This is a genomic window from Pedobacter sp. ok626 (assembly GCF_900100435.1).
GTDB lineage: Bacteria > Bacteroidota > Bacteroidia > Sphingobacteriales > Sphingobacteriaceae > Pedobacter.
Genome location: NZ_FNEX01000004.1, coordinates 207,118 through 230,111, shown reverse-complemented (window position 1 = coordinate 230,111; position 22,994 = coordinate 207,118). Strand labels below are relative to the sequence as shown.

The 22,994-nt window shown below is 37.7% G+C and carries 16 protein-coding genes; 7 read left to right on the top strand and 9 right to left on the bottom strand.

From position 1 onward, the window contains the following. Positions 1-7: 7 nt before the first annotated feature. The 4 genes from BLS35_RS07475 to BLS35_RS07460 form a co-directional block, all read right to left on the bottom strand. Positions 8-3,196 (bottom strand): SusC/RagA family TonB-linked outer membrane protein, encoded by a 3,189-nt coding sequence (locus BLS35_RS07475; protein ID WP_090779383.1) that lies wholly within the window; start codon positions 3,194-3,196, stop codon positions 8-10. A gap of 33 nt (positions 3,197-3,229) precedes the next feature. After that, positions 3,230-5,113 carry an FAD-dependent oxidoreductase gene (locus BLS35_RS07470; protein WP_090779381.1) on the bottom strand — a complete coding sequence of 628 codons (1,884 nt, stop codon included), beginning with the start codon at positions 5,111-5,113 and terminating at the stop codon, positions 3,230-3,232. Positions 5,114-5,154: 41 nt separating this feature from the next. Then, on the bottom strand, positions 5,155-6,168 hold the full coding sequence (locus tag BLS35_RS07465) for a phosphodiester glycosidase family protein (RefSeq protein WP_090779379.1): 1,014 nt from the start codon (positions 6,166-6,168) through the stop codon (positions 5,155-5,157). 144 nt (positions 6,169-6,312) lie between these two features. Beyond that, positions 6,313-8,202: a beta-N-acetylhexosaminidase gene (locus tag BLS35_RS07460; RefSeq protein ID WP_090779377.1), complete on the bottom strand. Its 1,890-nt coding sequence runs from the start codon at positions 8,200-8,202 to the stop codon at positions 6,313-6,315. 143 nt (positions 8,203-8,345) lie between these two features. On the opposite strand from BLS35_RS07460, the gene BLS35_RS07455 reads away from it, so the two are divergent. Beyond that, on the top strand, positions 8,346-9,566 hold the full coding sequence (locus BLS35_RS07455; RefSeq protein ID WP_090779375.1) for an ROK family transcriptional regulator: 1,221 nt from the start codon (positions 8,346-8,348) through the stop codon (positions 9,564-9,566). Here BLS35_RS07455 and BLS35_RS07450 read toward each other — a convergent pair whose 3' ends face one another. Next, positions 9,567-10,760 carry a copper amine oxidase gene (locus tag BLS35_RS07450; protein WP_090779738.1) on the bottom strand — a complete coding sequence of 398 codons (1,194 nt, stop codon included), beginning with the start codon at positions 10,758-10,760 and terminating at the stop codon, positions 9,567-9,569. It lies immediately after the preceding gene. 35 nt (positions 10,761-10,795) lie between these two features. After that, positions 10,796-11,602, bottom strand: a complete 807-nt coding sequence (locus tag BLS35_RS07445) for an alpha/beta hydrolase (RefSeq protein ID WP_254778725.1) — start codon at positions 11,600-11,602, stop codon at positions 10,796-10,798. A 429-nt stretch (positions 11,603-12,031) separates the two neighbouring features. Between BLS35_RS07445 and BLS35_RS07440 the strand changes: the two genes are divergently transcribed. Then, positions 12,032-13,258 (top strand): ROK family protein, encoded by a 1,227-nt coding sequence (locus BLS35_RS07440; RefSeq protein ID WP_090779373.1) that lies wholly within the window; start codon positions 12,032-12,034, stop codon positions 13,256-13,258. A 150-nt stretch (positions 13,259-13,408) separates the two neighbouring features. On the opposite strand, the gene BLS35_RS07435 is transcribed toward BLS35_RS07440, so the two are convergent. Continuing rightward, entirely contained in the window at positions 13,409-13,717 is a 309-nt protein-coding gene (locus tag BLS35_RS07435; protein ID WP_090779371.1) for an RNA recognition motif domain-containing protein, read from the bottom strand. Between the two features lie 345 nt (positions 13,718-14,062). On the opposite strand from BLS35_RS07435, the gene BLS35_RS07430 reads away from it, so the two are divergent. After that, complete coding sequence (locus BLS35_RS07430) at positions 14,063-14,599, top strand: RNA polymerase sigma factor (protein ID WP_254778723.1); 537 nt, start codon at positions 14,063-14,065, stop codon at positions 14,597-14,599. Between the two features lie 67 nt (positions 14,600-14,666). Here the strand turns inward: BLS35_RS07430 and BLS35_RS07425 are convergent, their stop codons facing one another. Both BLS35_RS07425 and BLS35_RS07420 read right to left on the bottom strand, forming a co-directional pair. Then, positions 14,667-15,824: a hypothetical protein gene (locus tag BLS35_RS07425; RefSeq protein ID WP_132225919.1), complete on the bottom strand. Its 1,158-nt coding sequence runs from the start codon at positions 15,822-15,824 to the stop codon at positions 14,667-14,669. 10 nt (positions 15,825-15,834) lie between these two features. Next, complete coding sequence (locus BLS35_RS07420) at positions 15,835-18,420, bottom strand: TonB-dependent receptor (RefSeq protein ID WP_090779365.1); 2,586 nt, start codon at positions 18,418-18,420, stop codon at positions 15,835-15,837. A gap of 326 nt (positions 18,421-18,746) precedes the next feature. Here BLS35_RS07420 and lpdA point away from each other — a divergent pair, with 326 nt between their 5' ends. From lpdA to BLS35_RS07400, 4 genes are all read left to right on the top strand, one after another. Continuing rightward, positions 18,747-20,135 carry a dihydrolipoyl dehydrogenase gene (lpdA, locus tag BLS35_RS07415; RefSeq protein WP_090779364.1) on the top strand — a complete coding sequence of 463 codons (1,389 nt, stop codon included), beginning with the start codon at positions 18,747-18,749 and terminating at the stop codon, positions 20,133-20,135. Between the two features lie 357 nt (positions 20,136-20,492). Then, on the top strand, positions 20,493-21,332 hold the full coding sequence (locus BLS35_RS07410; protein ID WP_090779362.1) for an MBL fold metallo-hydrolase: 840 nt from the start codon (positions 20,493-20,495) through the stop codon (positions 21,330-21,332). A gap of 82 nt (positions 21,333-21,414) precedes the next feature. Next, positions 21,415-21,744, top strand: a complete 330-nt coding sequence (locus BLS35_RS07405; protein WP_090779360.1) for a YegP family protein — start codon at positions 21,415-21,417, stop codon at positions 21,742-21,744. 344 nt (positions 21,745-22,088) lie between these two features. Beyond that, the gene (locus BLS35_RS07400) at positions 22,089-22,949 is read left to right on the top strand and encodes a sigma-70 family RNA polymerase sigma factor (protein WP_062547391.1); all 861 of its coding nucleotides are present in this window, start codon (positions 22,089-22,091) and stop codon (positions 22,947-22,949) included. Positions 22,950-22,994 lie beyond the last annotated feature (45 nt).

Here is a 22,994-nt window from a genome sequence, read left to right as displayed (position 1 = left end):
TTCTTTGTTAAAAAGTAGTATTGATTCCGAAAGTAATTGTCCTAGCCCTAGGGTAAGCTGAATAGTCAAATCCAGGAGTCAAGGCGCTATTTCTCACTGAAACCTCAGGATCGTAGCCGGAATATTTAGTCCAGGTATAAAGGTTTTGTGCAGAAAGATAAACCCTTCCTGTTTTAAATACCTTTGATCTTCTCACAAAATCCGCAGGGATGTTGTAGCCTAAGGCAACAGTTTTTAACCTTAAAAATGATCCGTCTTCAATAGTTCTTGTTGAGTATGCTTTCAAAGAAGAACCTCTTCCTGCTGCAACACCCGGAATATTTGAAGTCGGATTCTCGGGACTCCATCTGTCCGCATATGTAGCATATTGGTTATATCCATATTTATAAGAAGACTCAAATAAAATCCTGTTGGCATTGATAATATCATTACCGTACGACCATTGGAAAAACACATTCAGGTCGAAGTTTTTATAAGTAAAATTATTGCTAAACCCTCCAGTATGTTTAGCATAAGGAGTCCCAATTACCGTTTTATCTCCCTCGCTAATCTGAAGATCTCCGTTCAAATCAACATATTTTACATCACCTGGTTTAATGTTAGCTCGTGAACCACCATTTGAAGGAATATTTTCTTTTAAAGTATAAGTATCTCCAACTTTAACAAAATCATCGTAGTTATATACGCCATCATAAATCAATCCATAGAATTGCGCAATAGGGCTGCCAATTTTTGCTACATAACCTGGAATATTCTTCCAATCATCTCCCCAGCTCTGGCTGGTTGTTAACTGAAGCTGATTTTCTGTAAGCCCCAATATCTTATTCCGATTAAAGGCTATATTAAATGAAGACGACCAGGTAAAATCCCTGCCCTGAACAGGCGTAAAGCCTATTGTAATCTCTAATCCTCTGTTTTGCGTTGAGCCAATATTTTTAATAGCCCTGTTGTATCCAGTAGTTGGCGGCAAATTGGCGTTCAGCAACAAATCAAATGTCTTTTTTTGATACAAATCAAACTCAAACGTTAATCGTTGTTTAAAAAAACCTAAATCCAAACCTATATTAGACTGTTCTGTAGTCTCCCACCTTAGATCCGCATTACCCAAACCAGAATAAATCACCCCTTTACTATCATTACCTCCAAACATATAGCCAGGAGAGTTGTTGATTGGGTATGAGCCATCTGGATTTGCAAAGTTTAAGCTCGGATAGGCTGCAAAATTGGATACCTGATTATTTCCGGTTCTACCCCACGAAGCTCTTAACTTAGCATTAGATAAGTATTTGATATTTTTTGCAAAAGATTCATTGTTGATTTGCCAAGCCACTCCCAACGATGGAAAATTACTCCAGGTGTTTTTATTTAAAAATCTTGAAGAACCATCTTCCCTAACTGTAGCAGTAAATACGTAACGGTCAAATAATTTATAATTCAACCTACCAATAAATGAAGCTAATGTGGAGTTAGAAGAAGTAGAAGCAATAGCCAACGGATTTCCTTCATCAAGACCACTTAATCCCAAACTTTCATTTGGCAAAAGTACAGCAGTAGCGCCTAAAGCTCTACTCTGACTACTCTCCATTGTAAAACCAGCCATTACATCGAAATAATGCGCCTTATTTAATCTCTTACTATAAGTTAAAGTATTTGCATTCTGCCATCCTGTTGAGTTATAATAAGTTTGTGTACCATTAACTAGGTAATTGCCTGTTGCGGCACTTCTCGACATAGATCCGTTAAACACATCACTTCTTCTTAAGCCTCTGTTAAAAGAGCCCAGAATTTTCAACTTCAAATCTTTTAGAATAGCATACTCAAGAAACCCATTAGTAGTAAAACTGGTACTGTAAGTTTCACGAAGTTCATTTTGAGCCGTCAATATCGGATTAAAAGTAAAATTGCTAGCCTGTTCAACCTCTGGGTCATTCGGGACCTCAATCAAATTTACATCAGGATTAACTGCAACTGGTCTGAAAGCCCATACACTAAACAACATATTCAACTCATTACTAAAGTTCCCAGTTGAAGTAGGGCTACCGTAAGTTTTAATATCAGAATAGGTGGCATTAAAACCAACTTTTAATTTATCAGAAATCTCCTGATCTAAACTGATTTTACCTTGTGTACGCTTAAATCCGGAATTCAGGATAATTCCGTCTTGTCCGGTATGTGATAAGGAAACACTATATTTTGTTTTAGCAGTTCCCCCAGTTACTGCTAGATAATGGTTTTGCATTGGGGCCACACGTGTTACCTCGTCTTCCCAATTTATACCTGCAAGACCTTGATAACTATCAAGCGTCCTACCATCTTTAAAATAAAGACCTTTAGTTCTTATTGGATCTATTTCATTCTGCAACTTTACAAACTCATATGGCCCCAAAAGTTTCATTCTTTTGTTATTTTCTTGCAAGCCAAAATATCCATTATAAGCAATTACCGGTGCTCCAAGTTTACCTCTTTTGGTGGTCACCATGATTACACCATTCGCACCCCTAGCGCCGTAAATTGCCGTCGCAGAAGCATCCTTAAGAATGTCGATGGATTCAATCTCATTCGGATCTAATGTATTCAAAGGATTTACTACGCTATTGTTAGGATCCTCCATAGGAAAACCATCAATTACAACCAATGGGTAGTTCATTTGCGTAATGGAATTATTACCCCTGATCGTAATTTCAATAGGAGAACCAGGCTGTCCTTCGCTTGAAGTTACCTGAACCCCTGCAACACGACCAGCCAAGGCCTCATCAAATGATTTTACAGGGGCTTTTTGCAAGTCTGCAATATTCACACTCCCCAAGGATCCGGTCAAATCTTTACGAGTGGCTGTACCATAACCGATCACCACTACATCATTCAACTGGGATACTGATTCTTTTAAGCTAACCTTAAGAGATGCGCTCGCCCCAACAGCAATCTCCTTATCTTCAAACCCAATATACCTGAATACCAATCTTTGACTAGCATCCGGCACTTTAATCGAAAAACTACCACTTGAAGAAGTACTGGTAGTTGTTTTTGTCCCTTTTATTTGAACAACCACCCCAACGAGAGGGTCACCTTTCAAATCAGTTACCATACCGGTAACCGTTCGGACTTGCGCCAAGGACGCCATAGAAATGCACATCAAAAGGATGAGGCTTATCCCACGGAAGAACCATCCCTTCTTTTTAGTAAAAATTTGTTGCATACTGTTAATTGGTTAGATTTATAATACGTTTGTTTATTTGAGTTTGGGTGATCCATTAAAATCGATTTCCTGAGCAAATGGATTTAAAAAATGGTCTATCAATATCGAAAGCGCCCGTCTTGATAAAACTGTTTCTCCTGTCACATTTTGTCTGGAAATACGTTCATTTATTATTGTCGATACGGCTGAAAGGTTAATATCTGTTTTTGAAACGGCAGACAATAGCTTTGTAGCAAATCCTGCAGTTACTAACTTTCCAGAAGGGAAAAGATCTGTCATTACTGGGTAGAAAGACTTAAATCCTTCAATCAATGTATATTCATTAACCGGTTGTTCTGGGTAAAACCAGGTTTGGTTAGCCCATTTGTATGGTATTCCGGCACCTTTTAAAATTCCTGTTGCTCCAATCTTTTGCATGACTACAAAATCCTTATCATCAGGTTTTACGTCGATAAAAGGCATCAGATAAGCTTTACTTTCTAATAAAGCAGTTTGAACTTCACGGATATTTACTTGAGCAGGTTGCTGATTATTTTTTATAGCAACTGCAGCTAATGCTCCAGCTGCCTGGCCAATGGTTAAAACTACTGGTTGTAGCCTACTTGCACCGGCAACAATATTAGTAACACTAACACTTTTTTCGGCAACAATAATTCCGTCTGCATTTTTAGGAATCAGTGCCCCGAGTGGTATATTATAAGACGGTACTTTGATATTTATAAAATCAATTTGAGGAGCTTCAGGATTCTTTAAGTGATGGTGATCAATCGGATAATCACCAATTGCAATCCCGGTGCGGTATAGACTAGTTTTTTGCTGATAAGGCGCGGCAACATCATTAACAGTTAAAGTTACTTTACCATCTAATCTTCTTGCTTCCCTGTGATAAGCGATCATCGGTAACTTGTCGGCCGTAGGGAATTCATCATCAGCAATCCCCAAATGCTTAAAGCCAAGCTTCGTTTGCAGGTGATAAATAAATCTTAGACTATGCAGTTTAGCTTCCTTAAGTGCCGCTTCTCTATCCTTTTTACTCAGTTCTATAATATTCAAATAAATGTCATTACCACATTTAGGCCAGTTAATCATGTACTTGTTGTTCGGCAATTTACCGTAGGTAATCATTTGATTACAATCGATCGAACGCTTATGACTGGCATCAGCAGAAGGATCAGTAACATCGCAGCAACAATCAAATTCTTGTGGATTATAGCCAATTGGCTTAGCAATTGTTTTATCAGCGTTCTTACCAAAATCCTTAAGCACCACTACATAAGTCAAATCTTGAATGATGTTATTAGCCTTTTCGGGAGCAAAAGATTCACCAGTATCAAACTTGCTATCCATCCCTACACGATAAGGGATTTTTAAGAAGCCCATTACATCCCCCAATTCCGTTGCATCAATAATTAAATCTGCAGTTACTATTGTACGTTTTCCTTTTACATACGCCTCTACAGTCCATTTACTACCGCTACGTGTAATATTTCTCCACTCTGTTTTATACCAGATCGTCAGATTAGAGTTTTGAGCTAATTCTTTTAACTTTTTATTTCCTACTGAGGGTTCAAACAAGGTGTTGCTTACCCATCCTGTTTCTACTGCTTTAGGTCCTCCATAATAATCGTAAAGCTTTTGTCTGAATTCAGCCCATAAGCCAGAAGGCATTTGATGATTACCATCTATAGCAGCAACTCCCGCCGAAGTCAACATTCCACCCAACCATTCAGTCTCCTCTATTATCAAGGTCTTAACACCCATTCTTGAGGCTTGTATTGCTGCAGTCGTTCCGCTGGCACCTCCCCCTACTACCAGTAACTGCGTATGGTATTCTTTGGCTGATACCGAAATTGCTCCCGAAAATAAAATTACCAATAAAGCATATAAATATGCTCTTCTCAAGCCTAATCCAATCATTTTAATAATAGTATTTATTCTATATAAGTTTTATATTCCCTTTACTTCTCTTTAATAATCAAGGCCGTCATTACCCCTCTTTCTGTTCCATCAGAAGGTTTTACCGTTTGCTTACCATTGACGGTCAAGGTAGTAGAACCACCGCCGTCCAAATTTACTGCCCCAACACAGCCCATATCTTTCATCAGCTGTGCTAGCTCCGCTAGACTCAAGCCAGCTCCTCCTGCAGTATTATTTCCCTCTACAGCCAACAACACAATCTTGTTATCATTGGTATAGCCAATAGCGGATCGCGCTCTCGATGAAGCATTGTCAATTACAATCAGCTCTTCATCATCTGTTATATTAATCGTATTATTCTTAATCAGCATTGGAGAACCTCCAATAGCTGTCTTTGCACTCCATACACTTCCACCAATCGGATAAGTAGCAGAAGGAACAGCCATAGGTGCGGAATTTAACAAATTCAACGCAGGGGAAGGGTAAGTATACACGACCCCATTGCCTGCACCTACATGATAAACCCAAGCCACATCCGGAACTCCTGATTCTGAAAGACCAAATGCTGCACGTGTTGGATAGTAAGGGGTGCTAACCGAATTGTAAGGGCGAGATAAAGATTTAATATTGATCGCATCTACTACACCTTTATACATAGAAAGACTATAAGAAGCATTGGTACCAAAAAATCCACCATTTATACACGCATATTTAGCCCCTGCTTCTTCATTATAAAAGTCAGTAACCTTTTTATTAGCCGTTGCCAACACAGGCTTCAACTCCAGATTAGCTTTAGGATCAAAAACAACACAATAAGCTACGACAGGCTTTGTATTTATTGGAGACCTATTTACATAAACCTGGATACCATTCGGAAAATCATTCATTAAATAAACTGCTTTCTTCCAACTTGACGATAAATTGATCAAAGGTGTTGAATCTATAACAATCACCGGTTTTTCAGGATGATACTTCCCTTGATCGGACTTACCACACGCAGATACCAAAGTCGCTGCCGCAATAAAAATAAGCGCAAAATTTGATTTTATGTTCATAATGGTTTGGTTGTGCAGTAAATATAGCAACTTTATTAAATAAATTAAAAACAATTGAATTGTTTTATTAATTTATTTTTAAATGATCCATAAAGAGGCCATTTATTTAAATAAAAGAACATCCATCAACACCAATAGCTTATTTTATTTCAGAGGAGTCCGTCTTTCGATCTCAGCAACAGGAATCTTCATCACCCTACCCACCTGAACTCCATCCCTATAAGTCACTGTCCGTATGTTTTGCGCTCCTTTAGGAATACGCAAAGGCTGCCCAGCATAAACCGGATAATAAGGATCTGGATCTGTATCATCAAAAGAGTAATAAATCTTAAGTCCCTCAATCTCTGTGGACAAAGCAATTAAAAGCGTTTTATCAGCACCGCGAATACCGGAAACGATAGCATCATAAAAATATCTTGAATAATTCACCGCATCCTTATCCAGTCTAGGCAAATGCGATTCTACACGATTGATAAAATTAATCCAACTACTTTTACCAGCCCCAGTCCACAACGTTTCACTCAAAGCAAAAGCTCTTGGCCAGGTCATAAACTGCAATTTCCGCTCATTAGGCACCTGCTCCGTCCACAAACTACCTTGCCCTCCCATTACATTTTTCTCTTCAATACCTTTAGGTAGTGGATTAAACAAAAAGGTAGTACTCAGTCTATTCACAGTAAAAATAGCGTTCTCCAAATATTGATCGCCCTGATAAAAATCGAGATAAGTATAAGCCGCTGGCGTCATTACTACCTGCTGACCTTTATTAGATGATAATATACCACCCTTATCATCCTTCCAACTCATCACCGCCATCTCTTCCGGAAGTCCACCAGGCAAATTTTCATACCAACCCAAAGGCTTTTTACCTTTCGAAAGCACAATTTTAGAAACACGTTTCAGAAAATAAGATTGAAGCTCTTCTGAACTTTTTAAATGTTCATCCTTAACCCTTTGCCGACATACCGGACACTTATCCCAATAGGCTCTGGAAACCTCATCACCACCAATATGTATGTATTTAGACGGAAACAACCCCGCCAACTCATCAATCACTTTCTCCAAAAATACAAAAACAGAATCATTGCCCGCGCAAACCACATTGGTACGAGAAGCATTCCAGGGATCACCAGCTAACACCTGCTGACTTGTCTTAGTACAAGAAAGTTCTGGATAAGAAGCAATTAAAGCTAAACTATGACCTGGCACATCAATCTCCGGCACCAATTCCACAAAATGCTGCCGCCCATATGCCACCAATTCTCTAATATCATCTTGCGTATAAAAACCACCATCAGTAGCTTGCTCACCAGGCTCTGGAGCCTTCTGGTTTCGCCAATACCCTGTGCGCGGCACCCTCCAGGCCCCTACTTCAGTCAACTTTGGCAAGCTCTTAATTTCAACCCGCCAGCCCTGATTATCAGTCAAATGCAAATGCAACACATTCATTTTATACTTAGACATTTGCAAAATATATCGCTTAATCACTTCTTTAGAAAAGAAATGGCGACTCACATCAACCATCAATCCACGCCATTGAAAGCGAGGAGCATCTTCTATTTTAACAGCAGGAATTCTAACACTTAAACCAACACTTTCTTGCTTCGACTTTACCGGCAAAAGCTGCAGCAAAGTCTGTATTCCATAAAACCAGCCTTCAGGCTGATTAGCCTTAATATCCACCCCTTTACTGGAAACCTCCAATCTATAAGCCTCTTTACCCCCTTTTATATTTATATCCGACAAAAATCTGATGGTACGCCCCGCATGAGCAGTTTTCACCACTTTCAAATCATACCCCGTCAGCGTTTTCAGCCTCAAAGCCAACAATTCTCCCAGTCCTTTGTCACTTTCAGTAGCCAGAACAATGACCGTATTCGCATTCAAAATAAAAACGCCAGCGCCCTGCTCTAATCGAACAGGCTGTGGAATTAAGTTAAAAATATTGTTTTGTGCAGAACAGGTAAGAGAAAGGACAATCAGGCCAAGAACCATCACTACTTTGCCAATTAGTTTTAGTACAATTTTAATCATCTGAAATACGATATGCGGATAAGCTGAGTGTTTTTATTTAACTTTGCGTAAATCTATAAGTTTTTAATACAAATTAACGACATATATTAATATTTTTTAATAAGATTGTGTTGTAGATTTTTTACCCAAACAACTGCCAAAATATGAAAACCGATTTTTTCGACGAGAACAGTGACATTCTAACCGGAGTCGCCTACAAGAACATACATATCAGAAAAAAGATCATCTCTTATTTTGCGGACGCTGGTAATGCGACGATTGCAGAACTTTGCAAAGAAACCAACCTAAGCGTCCCAAAAGTAACGACCTTAATTACTGAACTTATTGCCGGCGGACTGGTAAAAGACTTTGGAAAAGTAGGATCTACAGGTGGAAGAAAACCAAACATCTACGGACTAGTTCCCGACTCAGGCTTTTTCCTAGGCGTAGATGTAAAACACAACCATATCAACATCGGATTAATTGACTTGCAAAAAAAGCTAATCAAAATCTCCAAAGATGTTCCCTACAACTTAAATAACACAGCAGAATCACTGGCTTCGCTTTGCGATTTGATTAGAAATTTCATCAAAGAAGCAGCAATTGCTAAAGATAAAATACTTGGACTTGGACTAAACCTTTCCGGACGGATCAACTACGCTACCGGCTATAGCTACAGTTTCTTTCATTTCAATGAAGATCCTTTAAGTAAATTACTGGAAGCAGAACTAAACTTAAAAACTTTTCTTGAAAATGATTCCAGAGCCATGGCCTATGGAGAATTTAACTGCGGTGTAGTTAAAGAAGAAAAAAATGTACTGTTCCTAAATTTAGATTACGGTCTGGGAATGGGTGTAATGATCAATAACGAATTGTATTACGGTAAATCCGGTTTTGCCGGAGAGATTGGCCACATTCCACTATTCAATAACGAGATCATCTGCCAATGCGGAAAAAAAGGATGTTTGGAAACCGAAGCTTCCGGAAGAGCATTGATCGCCATGTTTAAAGAGAAACTTGCTACTGGCTCATCCAGCTCATTACAAAAAGGCATAAACGACAACATACAAATGCAAGACATCATTAATGCAGCAAACAACGACGATGTGCTTTCTATTGAATTGTTAGCCAAAATAGGTGAAAAACTGGGCAGAGGAATCGCGCTCCTGATCAACATTTTCAATCCCGAACTTGTTATTCTTGGTGGCGCACTAGCCCTAACCGGTGAACACCTGCACCTACCAATAAAAAGCGCGGTAAACAAATACTCTTTAAGTCTGGTAAATAGCGATACTCAATTGAAGTTATCCAAACTAGGTGAAGAAGCAGGCGTTATGGGCGCCTGCCTCTTGGTAAGAAAAAGACTTTTAGAATATTCTATTTAATTACTTCAAAGTATCCATATCCACTGGAATAAACACCAATGGTGTTGGAAGACATGAAGCACCTGGCGGAGAGTAAGTCAACTTAATGGTTTGTTCTTCGCCATTTTTTGCTGGTGGAAATACCTGTACTAATATCGCTTCAGGCGCAGCCTTAGTCACCAATCGATCACTTGGCAATTGAATAATCCCTTCATTAAACTTTCCTTTACTCACTACCATTGTCGCCGCCATACCATTACACCATTGATTATCTGCTGAGCGTGAATTCCAGGTAACCAGCGCTAAACCTTTACCATCTGTACTTTTCCATTTCAGCTCCATATTATACATTACCCCGTAATTCCCAGCCAAAGTAGATTGTTTACCACTTGTACCTTCCACACCGAGCACCCATGGATCTTTAATTCCATCAGCAACAACAATTTCGGCCACTCCATTTTTTGTATCCAATACATCAACAGCAGTAACTTTGTAATTACTCACACCAAACAAACCACGGCCTGCATTTTTATGTCCCGTAGGGATAATCGTTTTTATCCTTTTAAGCGCCACCGGACCAGAGGTTTTAAGATCAGTCTGGATCACACTGATCTCTCCCGGTTGGTCAATCACAAAATCATAAAAACCATGTGTCAGCTCATCATACTTTACCACATTACGTTCCAACTGATCATCAATAGCAATAGCCTCACCTGGCGCAACCACACGAATTTGCTCACTCCCTTTTGAAGCAAAATAATCTGCCAAGCCCTGTTTACCAATCTGGAAGTAATTTGTACTAGGCTTTTGCGAAGAATATTTTACCATACGGATGTGCATTTTCTGCTTACCCGTATTTTTTATAACCGCAGTAATTTTACGGTCGATCTTTACCGGCTCCTTTACCCCATTTACATTATACACATATAATCTAACTGCACCCGGTTGCACCGCTTCTTGCAAAGCAATTGCCTCAGGTATCCTAATATACTCCGGATCATCAGAAATTATAAACTGAGGACCAGGCAAAACCACCTTATTGTATTTGATGTCTGCCGGCTTAACCGTAAAAAACTCCTTCATCAAAACAACATTCCCTTGTTTTGCCTTCAATAGATTCTGAGAATCTTCGCGATTTACAGTCTGCGCGGTCAACTGCATCGTACTGCAAACAAACGCTAAGCCTAGCGCAATTTTTAAGTTTTTGTATTCCATATTTTTATTTGTGTGTTTGTGTTTAAAAGATATCATTAACTCTTATTAGCCAATTCAGCAAAAAAGCTAAAATGCGCTTTAATACTTTTCGACCAATATGACCCCGTGTGTGCACCTGGCTGAGTGATGTAAGTAGCTTTAATTTTCAATTCATCACATTTCTTCCTAAACTGATTACTAGCGATATACAGATAATCTTCGGTCCCACAATCAAAAATCAGCGATTTATTCAAGCCCTTTATACTTTCCAATCTATTTACTGGCGAAAACTCATCAAAAGCTTTGTTCTCGTCCGAATATGGACCCAACAAATAAGCAATCGTTGTTTTCTTAAAACCCGAATACCTTAAATTAAGTACTCCTGAAGTACTGCCTGCACTTAAAAAAACGTCTGGATGCTTAAGGAAAAGATACATCGCACCAAAACCTCCCATACTAGCCCCAGTAACAAAAACCTTCTCCTTATCGGTCTTATAAGTGTTGTTTATTTTTGGCATCAACTCTTTCATAAAGAAATCTTCATATTGCAAACTATCAGCGTTAGGCGAATTTACATACCAACTTTTCTTTAATCCATCCGGACAAACTACAATAAAATTATAAGTATCGGCCATTCCTTGCAGGTTAGCCAATCTTGGCCAAGCCCTAAAATTAGACGAATGCCCATGTAACATATACACAACCGGATACTTAACCTTCACATTATATACTGCCGGTTTAAAAACCAACACACTATCATCCGTTTTTAAGTTTTTAGACTTCAAAACCATCAGATCCTGCCCCTTTACGGATAGAAAAAGACATATAAAAACCAGGGACAACATTCCTTTTAGCTGACTCATACCTCTTATTTATATTTTAATTTTTATTATAAAGATGCACACCGCACTATCTTCAAACAAATTATTTAATCCAACAACGTATATCTATTTATTAATAATTTAAAACTTAGAAATAGCAAGCACCCAAACACTCTTAATCAGTCCGCCTTACAGAAGGTGAATATAAATATATTTTAATAACTTTAATTTATTTATTATAAATTATTACAAAGTAAACTAATTTCAACCAATTTCTACAAACTAGATATCGACTTACACATTTAATATCATTAGTATTCAAAAACAGTTCATCTCGGCAAATTAACTAACCCTTATCTTTTATACAGAACAACGGAAGTTTGTGTTGATTATAAATAAATTAGCATTAATTTGCAGCAATGATACTATTCGTACACCTAACAAACCGAGGAAAAACTTGTAAAAAATAAGATGGGGAAAACTTTTTTTGAAGAACTAAATAACGAGAATATAACCGGTGTTGCATACAAAAATGTTAGCCTAAAAAAAACCGTACTCAGTTACTTTGCTAATGTAGGTAATGCAACCATTGCAGACCTGTGTAAAGAACTAAACCTAAGTGCCCCTAAAATTACCGCTCTATTAGCTGATTTAATACAGGATGGCCTAATCAAAGATTATGGAAAAATAGATTCTACAGGCGGACGTAAACCTAATTTATATGGACTAGTCCCCGATTCTGCCTTTTTTATAGGGGTAGACATCAAACAGAATCACATTAACATCGGCTTATCCGACCTACAGAAAAATCTGATTAAGGTAGCCGAAAAACTTCCTTACAACCTTGATAACAATAAGGAGTCACTCGAAGCATTGTGCGCTCTTATTAATGACTTTATAAAAGACCTAAGCACACCAAGAGAAAAGATACTTGGTATAGGCATCAACTTATCTGGAAGGATCAACTACACTACCGGCTATAGCTACAGTTTCTTTTACTTTAATGAAGAGCCATTGACCAAAATTCTTGAATCAAAAATAGGTATTCGCGTTTTCCTGGAGAATGATTCAAAATCAATGGCCTATGGTGAGTTCTCGGCCGGAGTAGTCAATGGAGAAAAAAACGTACTATTCTTAAACCTTGATCATGGTATTGGACTAGGTATTCTAGTAAATGGACAATTGTATTATGGTAAATCGGGTTATTCTGGAGAATTTGGTCACATCCCATTGTTCAACAACGAAATCATCTGTCACTGCGGAAAGAAAGGCTGTCTGGAAACAGAGGCTTCGGGATGGGCATTAACACGAATGTTTAAAGAACGACTGAAAGAGGGTTCTTCATCCATTCTAACACGAAACAACGTTAATCCAGACGATTTAAAAATGGAAGATATCATCGCCGCGGCTAATCATGATGATGTATTGGCAATAGAACTGATTGCCAAGATAGGAGAAAACCTAGGTCGCGGTATAGCTTTACTCATCAACCTATTTAACCCGGAATTGGTAATTCTTGGAGGAAGTCTTGCGGCTACTGAAGAATACATCCGACTTCCTATAAAAAGTGCAATTAATAAATATTCACTGAGCTTAGTTAATCAAGACACGATTTTAAAAATGTCCAAACTAGGCGAACGCGCTGGACTAATCGGAGCCTGCTTATTGGTACGTAACCGCTTATTATCCCTATCTTAAAGACTTGCTTAATGGGGTAGTTTATCTTTAATTACCCCATACAGATAAGTTCCCGCCAGGGCGCCTACAATTGCCATAACCCAATCCGCCAGAAAAATACCATAGCCAGGGTTCTCTAATAAATTCTATCCTATCTATTCCTATCCTACCTCAAGATCTTGGTCGCCTATTCTCATAAGGCTTACTTGCTTTCACATAAGGTTTTGGTGCCGGAGCCGGTTCTTCAGAGATCTTAATATTAAGAACTTGCCCACTAAATGTTTCTCCATTAAGCATTGAAACCGCTTTTTCGGCTTCTGCCTGACTAGCCATTTCCAAAAACGCATAACCTTTACACCTCTTGGTTACTTTATCACGCACAACTTTTATGGTATTTACCTGAGCATAAAGACTTATATACATCACAAGATCCAATTCAGAAACATCAGGCCTAAGCCCCCCAACAAAAATTTTTACCATAACAACTGAGATTTATGCCATAAAAGTAAAGATTATATCGCTACTGCACAATTTGAAAATCGTTGACAGCTTTTTCCGATCTCCATCAAAATATTGACTACAGAACCAAGATTTTACATCGAACCTCAGGATATTAATTTATTAGAAATAAATAACACTTTTAATGATGTTTATTTATATTTGAATTAATAAAAACATCTATTTAATCGTTTACCAATAGCATCTAAAACGTAAAACTATGAACCGAACTACAAAAACAAACAACAAACCGAACACCGATCTACTCAATCTTGACTTCACCATTAGAAAGGAGCTCAAGGTATGCTAGATTTTAATTACAAAATTTTGTCTGATGCAAAATTAGTTCAGCTACTACAAGCCTCGGATCACAAGGCTTATACAGAGATATATAACAGGTATTTTCATTTACTTTTTGTCCACGCCAGAAAGAAACTAAATGATGAAGATCTTGCGAAAGATATTATACAAGAAATTTTCACCAAAATCTGGATAAAACGAGAGATCCAGTTAACCGCAACAAATCTTACCGGATATCTATACACTTTAATGAAGAACCGCATATTAGATCTTTATCTACACCAGGAGGTAAAAACAAAATACATGCGTTCTTTAGAAAGTTTTATAGCTACCAACAAAAGTACGGCAACTGATGCCCTGGTCAGAGCAAAGGAATGCAGTGCACATATTAATAAAGAAATTGCGGCATTGCCTCCAAAAATGAGGCAGATATTTGAGATGAGTAGAACAAACCAACTTTCCTATAAGGAGATCGCAGAAAGGCTAAACACCAATGAAAACAATGTTTCTAAACAAATCAACAGCGGTCTTAAAGTATTAAGAAGAAGGTTAATGAGAGTATAATCCAATAAAAAACCCTGCTCCAAATGAATGAAGCAGGGTTTTTATATTATTAAGTATATCTAGTTTACTACTTGGTTTCTGGCACTAAAGCAAAACCTGTAGCTGTTTTGACAAAAGATTTAGCACCTGTAGGAGTTAATCCCCTGAAAAGCGCATAGGTAACTTTATACGGAACACTGGGATCTACCGGGGCATTTGGATACTTGGCAGTCAGAACTACTATTAACCCGTCAGATATCTGGCTTTCAGTCCAATTATTGGCACCACCAGTCACATCAAATGAGCCAAACTGAGCTAAATTGGTACGCCCTGCCGCGGTTCCAGCATTGCTGCCGCCTATAGTGTTGTAATCTGCTCTTACCAAAGTATAATAAATGGTAGGATCAGGTATCCATTTACCATCTTGTTTTAGAAAGGCTAAAGTTAGCGATGGCACCCAGTTACCAGTGATATCGTAACTAAGTGCATAGACTTTTTGATGCATGATCGTAGCAGTTTGCATGTACTTATAAGTAACATACCTTACATCCCCAACTTTTGGAGAAATTATGTTCGGATCTGACTTTAACATTGTATTAAAGTAAGATGGCAGATTTGTTGCATCAGCCGAAGTAAATCCGTTATTGATGCCTCTTCCCAAAGCAGCATATTGTGCCGGGGAAACAAGGTATATCTTCTGCCAGCCATTTGGCAATAGCAGAAATGCTTCCGTAACTGTAACACCTGCTGAAGGCGTGGCATTGGATTGGAAAAACTGATAAGTAAGCAATACCAGTTTGTATGCAGGTGTTGTAGCCTGCGGGTACTTCCACTCTAAAAAAGCTGCTGCCTGTGCAACACTATAGGTATTAAATATAGTTATAACACCTGTTGAAGTATTTTTACTAAAATTACCTACTACTGGTGCTCCAGTTGTATAATCATCTGTAGTTACAGTATATTGGATGTTTGCAAAAACACTATCTGCCGGCTTTATTGTATTTGTCTTAAAGTTATAAGTTACGTTTGCTTTAGATCCATCTGATAGTTGCGGATAGGTAGAATTGAGCATTGCAGAAATGCCTGTATTCGCAGCAGCAGCAGTTGCGTAAAGTGTTGTTGTACTAATTGTTAATGTTTTATCAGCAGCTACCGGCTTTATGTTATTGATTTCATCCTTTAAAGGATTACAGGCAACGAATATTATGCTCATAAACGCTACCAGATATAATATGTTCTTTTTCATGATCGTCATTTTAGAAATTAACTTTTAAACCAACAGTCCATGTTCTGCCAGCTCCGTAGTATACGTTTGAATTATTTACATCACTGATCCCGTTATTAAACTGTGCATTTGAATCTGAGATATATTCGGTACCTAGTAAATTATTCACATTCGCAAACATTGAAGATTTGACACCTGCAAATTTGAATTTAAATACAGCATTTACGTCAAGGAGCGAATAACTAGGTACTTGCCATGGTTTCAAATTCTCTGAAGTTATAACAGTAGGAACAAAAGAAGAGTAATAACGGCCAAAATAGTTATAGTCAGCACCAATCCTAAAATCTTCAGTCACATCAAAAGAGGCGCCAAGAGCTAAGGTTGTTTGTGGTTGATCACCAACTTTTATGCCTTTTGTATAAAGCGGTCCAATTGAACCACCAGCTAAAGGACTTCCATTAACATCCGTGATAATAGCCTTTGGAACATTGCTATCCCATGTCCAGTCGCCCACAGAAACCATCCCAGTAATGGTTAAAGATTTCACCGGGTTATACTTGAAATCAACTTCTACACCTTGATGTAACGCATCTACACCAGACAAATTTGCTGTATAAAACTGTTGAGTCTGCTGATCGTAAAATGCATTAACGGTAGATCTATCTCTCCAACTTGTGCGGTATAAATTAACATTTCCAGAAAATTTGGTACTTCTGTAGCCATATCCTAATTCATAACTAAGAATTTTTTCAGTTACTGCATCAGAATTTCTTTTATTCTGGTAACCTGCGAAAACAGCTTCAAAAATTGGTGCTTTTTCAAAATAACCGACATTCGCAAATACGTTATGATTTTGATCCAGATTATAGTTTGCACCTCCCTTAGCCTGATAACCAAAAAAGTTCACCTTTGCGCTCTTACGTAAAGGATCAGAGTCTAAATACCGGAAATGATCAACACGTTGATAAGAAGTATTAGAGCCCGATAAAGATACGAATGTAGAAAGATCTCCAGAAGTATATTCACCTTGTACAAAAGCTCCCTGCCAGCCTACTAATCCATCATAGTAAAACCCAATCTTATCACCGGTCTTAGCCATGTTAATTGGATTATTTATATTACCACCACCTCTACTTGTTGTAGGGGTTCCACTATACACATCTAAAACATATTCAGCACCTAACAAATTTCTTACGGAATTGTAATGGACGCCTTTATACTGTCTCAAATCAAGTCCAGCTAACAAATCAAATTTATCAGTCAGCTTTTTCTTGTAGGTACTCATTAAGCCACCCCAAGTATGGTCGTTTCTGTATGACTGCAGGTATGCAACAGCTTTACCATCTTGTGCTGCTGTATTTAAATCTACAAGTGCGTCTATGTCAACAGGTGTATATTTATTACCAGTTCTGGTATTCAGAAAAAGACTGGCATTATTAGGAAATTCATTTCCTCCTCTACCCATCGATCCGTAAAGCGCTGTAGATAATGAAGAAGTCTCATCTATGATCCAGCTGTGATTTAGGGAAACCTGTGGTTTGTGATAATAATTACCACTGATTGTTTTTTCTTTTCCATCAAGTATACCATAATTAGGGTTGAATTTATTACCCTGAGGAGCTTCTTTATAATACGCAAGATTAAAACGCTCAAATCTCGATGCGTGGTATTGAGGCGCACCAAAACCTGTTAATGATAAGGTATGGTTTGCATTAATTACTTTAGATACGTTAAAGAAATAGCTGTATGCCTCATAAGCTAAACCATTTACATAACCATCACCAACATTTCGTGAGCCCATGGCTGAGAAAGCCCATCCTTTATCTGTTAGACCAGTTGAATAAGAAAATGTAGTTTTATTAAAACCATAACTACCTAAGCCCTGGTAGATAAAGCCTCCTTTTTTAACATCAGTAGTTCTAGTTTGAATGTTAACGGTACCACCAAGAGAAGGAACTGCTACTTTAGAAGCACCTAAACCTCTTTGTACCTGTATAGAACTAGTTACATCGTTAAGTCCAGCCCAGTTAGACCAGAATACACGACTATCTTCCATATCATTCACAGGAATACCATTAATCATAACCGCGATGTTGGCGCTCTGGAATCCCCTCATGTTGATCCTTGAGTCACCAAAACCACCACCTGAACCTTTTGTTGCGTATACACCGGGTACAGATTTAAGCAATTCAGGAAACTCCTGCTGACCACCTTTTTCTGCTATTCTTTCCGAATTTACAATTGAAAGTGCAACAGGGGTTTTTCTGTCAATAGCGATATTGTTCGCTATAATCATTACCTCATCCATCGTGCTTGAACTTGAAGTTAAGGTGATAAAGCCAAGATCTGTTTTACCTGCTGGAATCGCGACTTCTCTACGGTTGTAACCGATATAAGAAATAACCAGTACATTGGCACCGTCTTGTTTTTTTATCGAGAAGCTACCATCTGAGTTGGTAGATGTAGACGTTCCAGCTCCTTTTAATGTTACCACTGCACCTGGCAGCGTTTCCTTAGTCAAGGAATCAATCACCTTTCCCTTAATTGTCTGCTGAGCGTAAACGCTGATTGCAAGAAATTGTAGTAGGAACGTGAAAACGAGTAAAGATTTCTTCATACTTTTTTGTTTTTTATAATTTTCTGTAGTGATATATCAGAATATCGCAGCAAAGTTAAATATTTATTATGCTGGCATTCCAATTTTCAATGTTAAATAATTATTAAGAACGTCAGTACTTTTCAACATTTAACATAGAGGTTAAATATATAACTCACGGTTTACCAGTTATTTATATCAATTCCATATAATAATACACTTTGGATTTAACCGTTAAGAACACAGTTCATCAACAAATCGCACAAACGAAATCCAGGAACGCAGATTTAATGAACATTTTTTTTTAATTTTGGCGCTTTACTAAGTTAAATTCCTTTATTAAAGATATGAACTACGATGTAATAGTAATAGGCAGCGGTCCTGGTGGATATGTGGCTGCGATCAGAGCTTCTCAGTTGGGTTTAAAAACTGCAGTAGTTGAACGCGAATCTTTAGGTGGAATATGCCTTAACTGGGGCTGTATACCGACTAAAGCATTATTAAAAAGTGCTCAAGTATTTGAATATATTAACCATGCTGCTGATTACGGTATTAAAACCGCAGAAGCTGAAGCAGACTTTGCTGCCGTTATTAAACGCAGTCGTGGTGTTGCTGATGGCATGAGCAAAGGTGTTCAATTCTTAATGAAGAAGAACAAGATTGACGTGATCATGGGTACCGGAAAAGCTAAACCTGGTAATAAAGTAGAGGTTAAAGCTGCTGACGGTTCTCAGAAAGAATATACTGCAACCAGTATTATATTAGCTACTGGCGGCAGATCAAGAGAATTACCTAACCTTAAACAAGACGGTAAAAAAGTAATTGGCTACAGACAAGCAATGGTTTTGCCTGAGCAACCAAAATCAATGGTTGTTGTAGGTTCTGGTGCTATTGGTGTTGAGTTTGCTTATTTCTACGCTACCCTTGGAACGAAAGTTACCATTGTTGAGTTTATGGACAATGTAGTTCCTGTTGAGGATGAAGATATCTCTAAACAATTATTACGTAGCTTCAAAAAAGCAGGTATTGATATCATGACTTCTTCAAGTGTTGAATCTGTAGACACAAGCGGTACTGGCTGTAAAGTTCAGATTAAAACTGCTTCGGGTATGCAAACTTTAGAATGCGACATCGTACTTTCTGCTGCTGGTGTCGTTGCAAACATTGAAAACATCGGTCTGGAAGAAACTGGTATCAAAACTGAAAAAGGTAAAGTTGTTGTTGACGAGTTTTACAATACTTCGGTAAAAGGTTATTATGCAATTGGAGATATCGTGGCAGGACAAGCACTTGCGCACGTTGCATCTGCTGAAGGCATCATCTGCGTAGAGAAAATTGCAGGTCATAAACCTGAGCCTTTAGATTACAACAACATCCCTGGATGTACTTACTGCAGCCCAGAAATAGCTTCTGTAGGTTATACTGAAAAAGCGGCTAAAGCAGCTGGTTATGAACTGAAAATCGGTAAATTTCCTTTCTCTGCTTCAGGTAAAGCAAGTGCCGCCGGTGCTAAAGATGGTTTCGTAAAACTGATATTCGATGCTAAATATGGCGAATTATTAGGTGCACACATGATTGGTGCAAACGTAACTGAGATGATTGCTGAGATCGTAGTAGCCCGTAAACTGGAAACTACAGGTCATGAAATGATAAAATCAGTACACCCGCATCCAACAATGAGCGAAGCTATTATGGAAGCTGCTGCTGATGCTTATGGTGAAGTGATTCACTTATAAAAAACAAAAAATTCCAAGTAAAGGGTTGTATCGTCAAGATATAACCCTTTTTTATTAACCTAAACAAAGATAATTTTCCTTTATATCTCTGATATAGTGTCCGCCAAACTACTAGTGAAAGATCTGCAAAGGGATAAACTCCAACTATACTCCAAGTATACTACAACTATATTCCAACTTTTATAGAAAAATAGTTGGATTCTAATTTGATTTTTATTATTTTTTTGTTACTGTTCAATCGGTAACTTATCGAAACCTCCTCCAACAATAGTTAACTACAAGGAAAATAAAATCTACTCCAACATCAGCTCTTTATTATCATTATATTTACAACACTAAAACAACCGATATAACTCTATGAATTTACACACTATTGATACAGGCTTATTCAAACTAGATGGTGGTGGCATGTTTGGCGTAGTGCCTAAATCTATATGGCAGCGAAGCAATCCGGCAGATGCCAATAACATGTGCACCTGGGCTATGCGCTGTTTATTGATAGAAGATGGCGATAGACTGATATTGATAGATAATGGAATTGGTGACAAACAAGATGAAAAGTTTTTAGGGCACTACTACCTGCACGGTGAGGATACCTTGGACAAGTCTTTGGCAGCAAAAGGTTTTAGTAGAGATGACATTACAGATGTATTTTTAACACACCTACATTTTGACCATTGTGGTGGCTCAATTATAAGAATTGGTGACAGACTTCGTCCCGCATTTAAAAATGCTTTTTACTGGAGCAATGCACAGCATTGGGATTGGGCTGTAAATCCGAATGATAGAGAGAAAGCTTCATTTTTAAGAGAAAACATTTTACCGATACAGGAAAGTGGCCAACTTAGATTTGTAGCAGATAAAGATGGGGTAGAATTTCATGAAGGCATAAATATCCGTTTTGCTTATGGACACACAGATGCAATGATGCTCCCTCAAATACAATATAAAGATAAGACCATAGTTTATATGGCCGACCTCCTACCTTCAGTTGGACACATTCCCCTACCCTATGTAATGGCTTACGACATGTTTCCTTTGCAAACATTGAAGGAGAAAAAAGCTTTTCTACAAGAAGCGACTGATAAACAATACATTTTATACCTGGAGCATGACCCCATTAATGAATGCTGCACTTTACAACATACCGAAAAGGGCATCAGGCTTGACCGCACTTTTGATTTAAATAGCATTTAGCAAAATCTTTTCTCTTTAATATTTGTTTTTCATAAATTGGGATATAAAGTCAACCTAATAAAAACTAACGAAGAAAAAAATTATGGGTAAATTCGAAATCAAAACAAGAAAAAACGGAGATTTCCAGTTCGATCTAAAAGCAGGTAATGGCCAGGTTATTTTAACCAGCGAAGGCTATACTAGTAAAGGCGCTTGTCAGAATGGCATAGAGTCAGTTAAAAGAAACTCAAAAGACGACAGTAAATTCGAAAGAAAAACTTCAACTAATAACAAACCGTATTTCAACTTAAAAGCCAGTAATGGCCAGGTTATTGGGACCAGTGAAATGTATGAGAGTGAATCAAGTCGTGAAAATGGTATTGAATCTGTTAAGAAAAATGCACCTGAGGCTGAAGTTTCAGATTTAACCTAATCACACATTCTGATAGAATTTATGAGACTGTACCAAATTTGTACAGTCTCTTTTTTTTAGTAAGTATTACCTTATTTTTTGACGCCCATCAATAACGTTACACACGCTAATCAACTGTATATAATTATCTATCAATGTACAGCATTATAAATCACTCATTTTGCAGCAGGAAGGTAAAAAAAATAAAACACTGACAAAAGTATTTTGGAATAATTTTTGCTGCATAAACATTATACAAAATACTAGTGTAAAGTGTAACATTTTCAGGAATTTATCTTTTTAAAACCCCTAAAAATTCTTACTTTTGCACGTTCAAAACACATAACGAGTACCAAAACATATAGATGAGACAACTCAAAATCACGCAATCAATTACCAATCGCGAAAGTCAATCATTAGACAAATACCTTCACGAGATTGGTAAAGTGGATTTAATCACCGCAGAAGAAGAAGTAATATTAGCAAGGAAGATACGGGAAGGAGATCAGGCTGCATTAGAGCGCTTAACAAAGACTAACTTACGTTTTGTGGTTTCAGTTGCTAAGCAATATCAAAATCAAGGTTTAACATTAGGCGATTTAATTAACGAAGGTAACCTGGGCCTGATTAAAGCAGCTAAGCGTTTTGATGAAACAAAGGGTTTCAAATTTATATCATATGCTGTTTGGTGGATTCGTCAATCTATTTTGCAGGCTATAGCTGAGCAAAGTCGTATTGTACGCTTGCCATTAAACCAAGTTGGCTCTTTAAGTAAAATCAGTAAGGCGTTCTCAAAATTAGAACAAGAATTTGAGCGTGAGCCTTCTCCTGAAGAATTAGCAGACATCTTAGAAACTACAGTTGATAAAATCTCTGATACTTTAAGTAACTCTGGCCGCCATGTATCTATGGATGCTCCATTCGTACAAGGTGAAGAAAACACTTTACTAGATGTACTTGAAAATCATGAGCCAAATACAGACAGCAGCTTAATTAATGAGTCACTTTCAGAAGAAATTAAACGTTCATTGTCCACTTTAACAGAACGTGAACGCGAAATCATCGTTTTATTCTTTGGATTAAGTACAAACCACCCATTATCATTAGAAGAGATTGGGGAGAAATTTAACTTAACTCGTGAACGTGTTCGTCAGATTAAAGATAAAGCTTTACAACGCCTTCGTCATACTTCAAGAAGTAAAATACTAAAATCATACCTGGGGTAATAGGTAAAAAAGATTTAAGAAATATATAAATAAAAAAGATTGGGT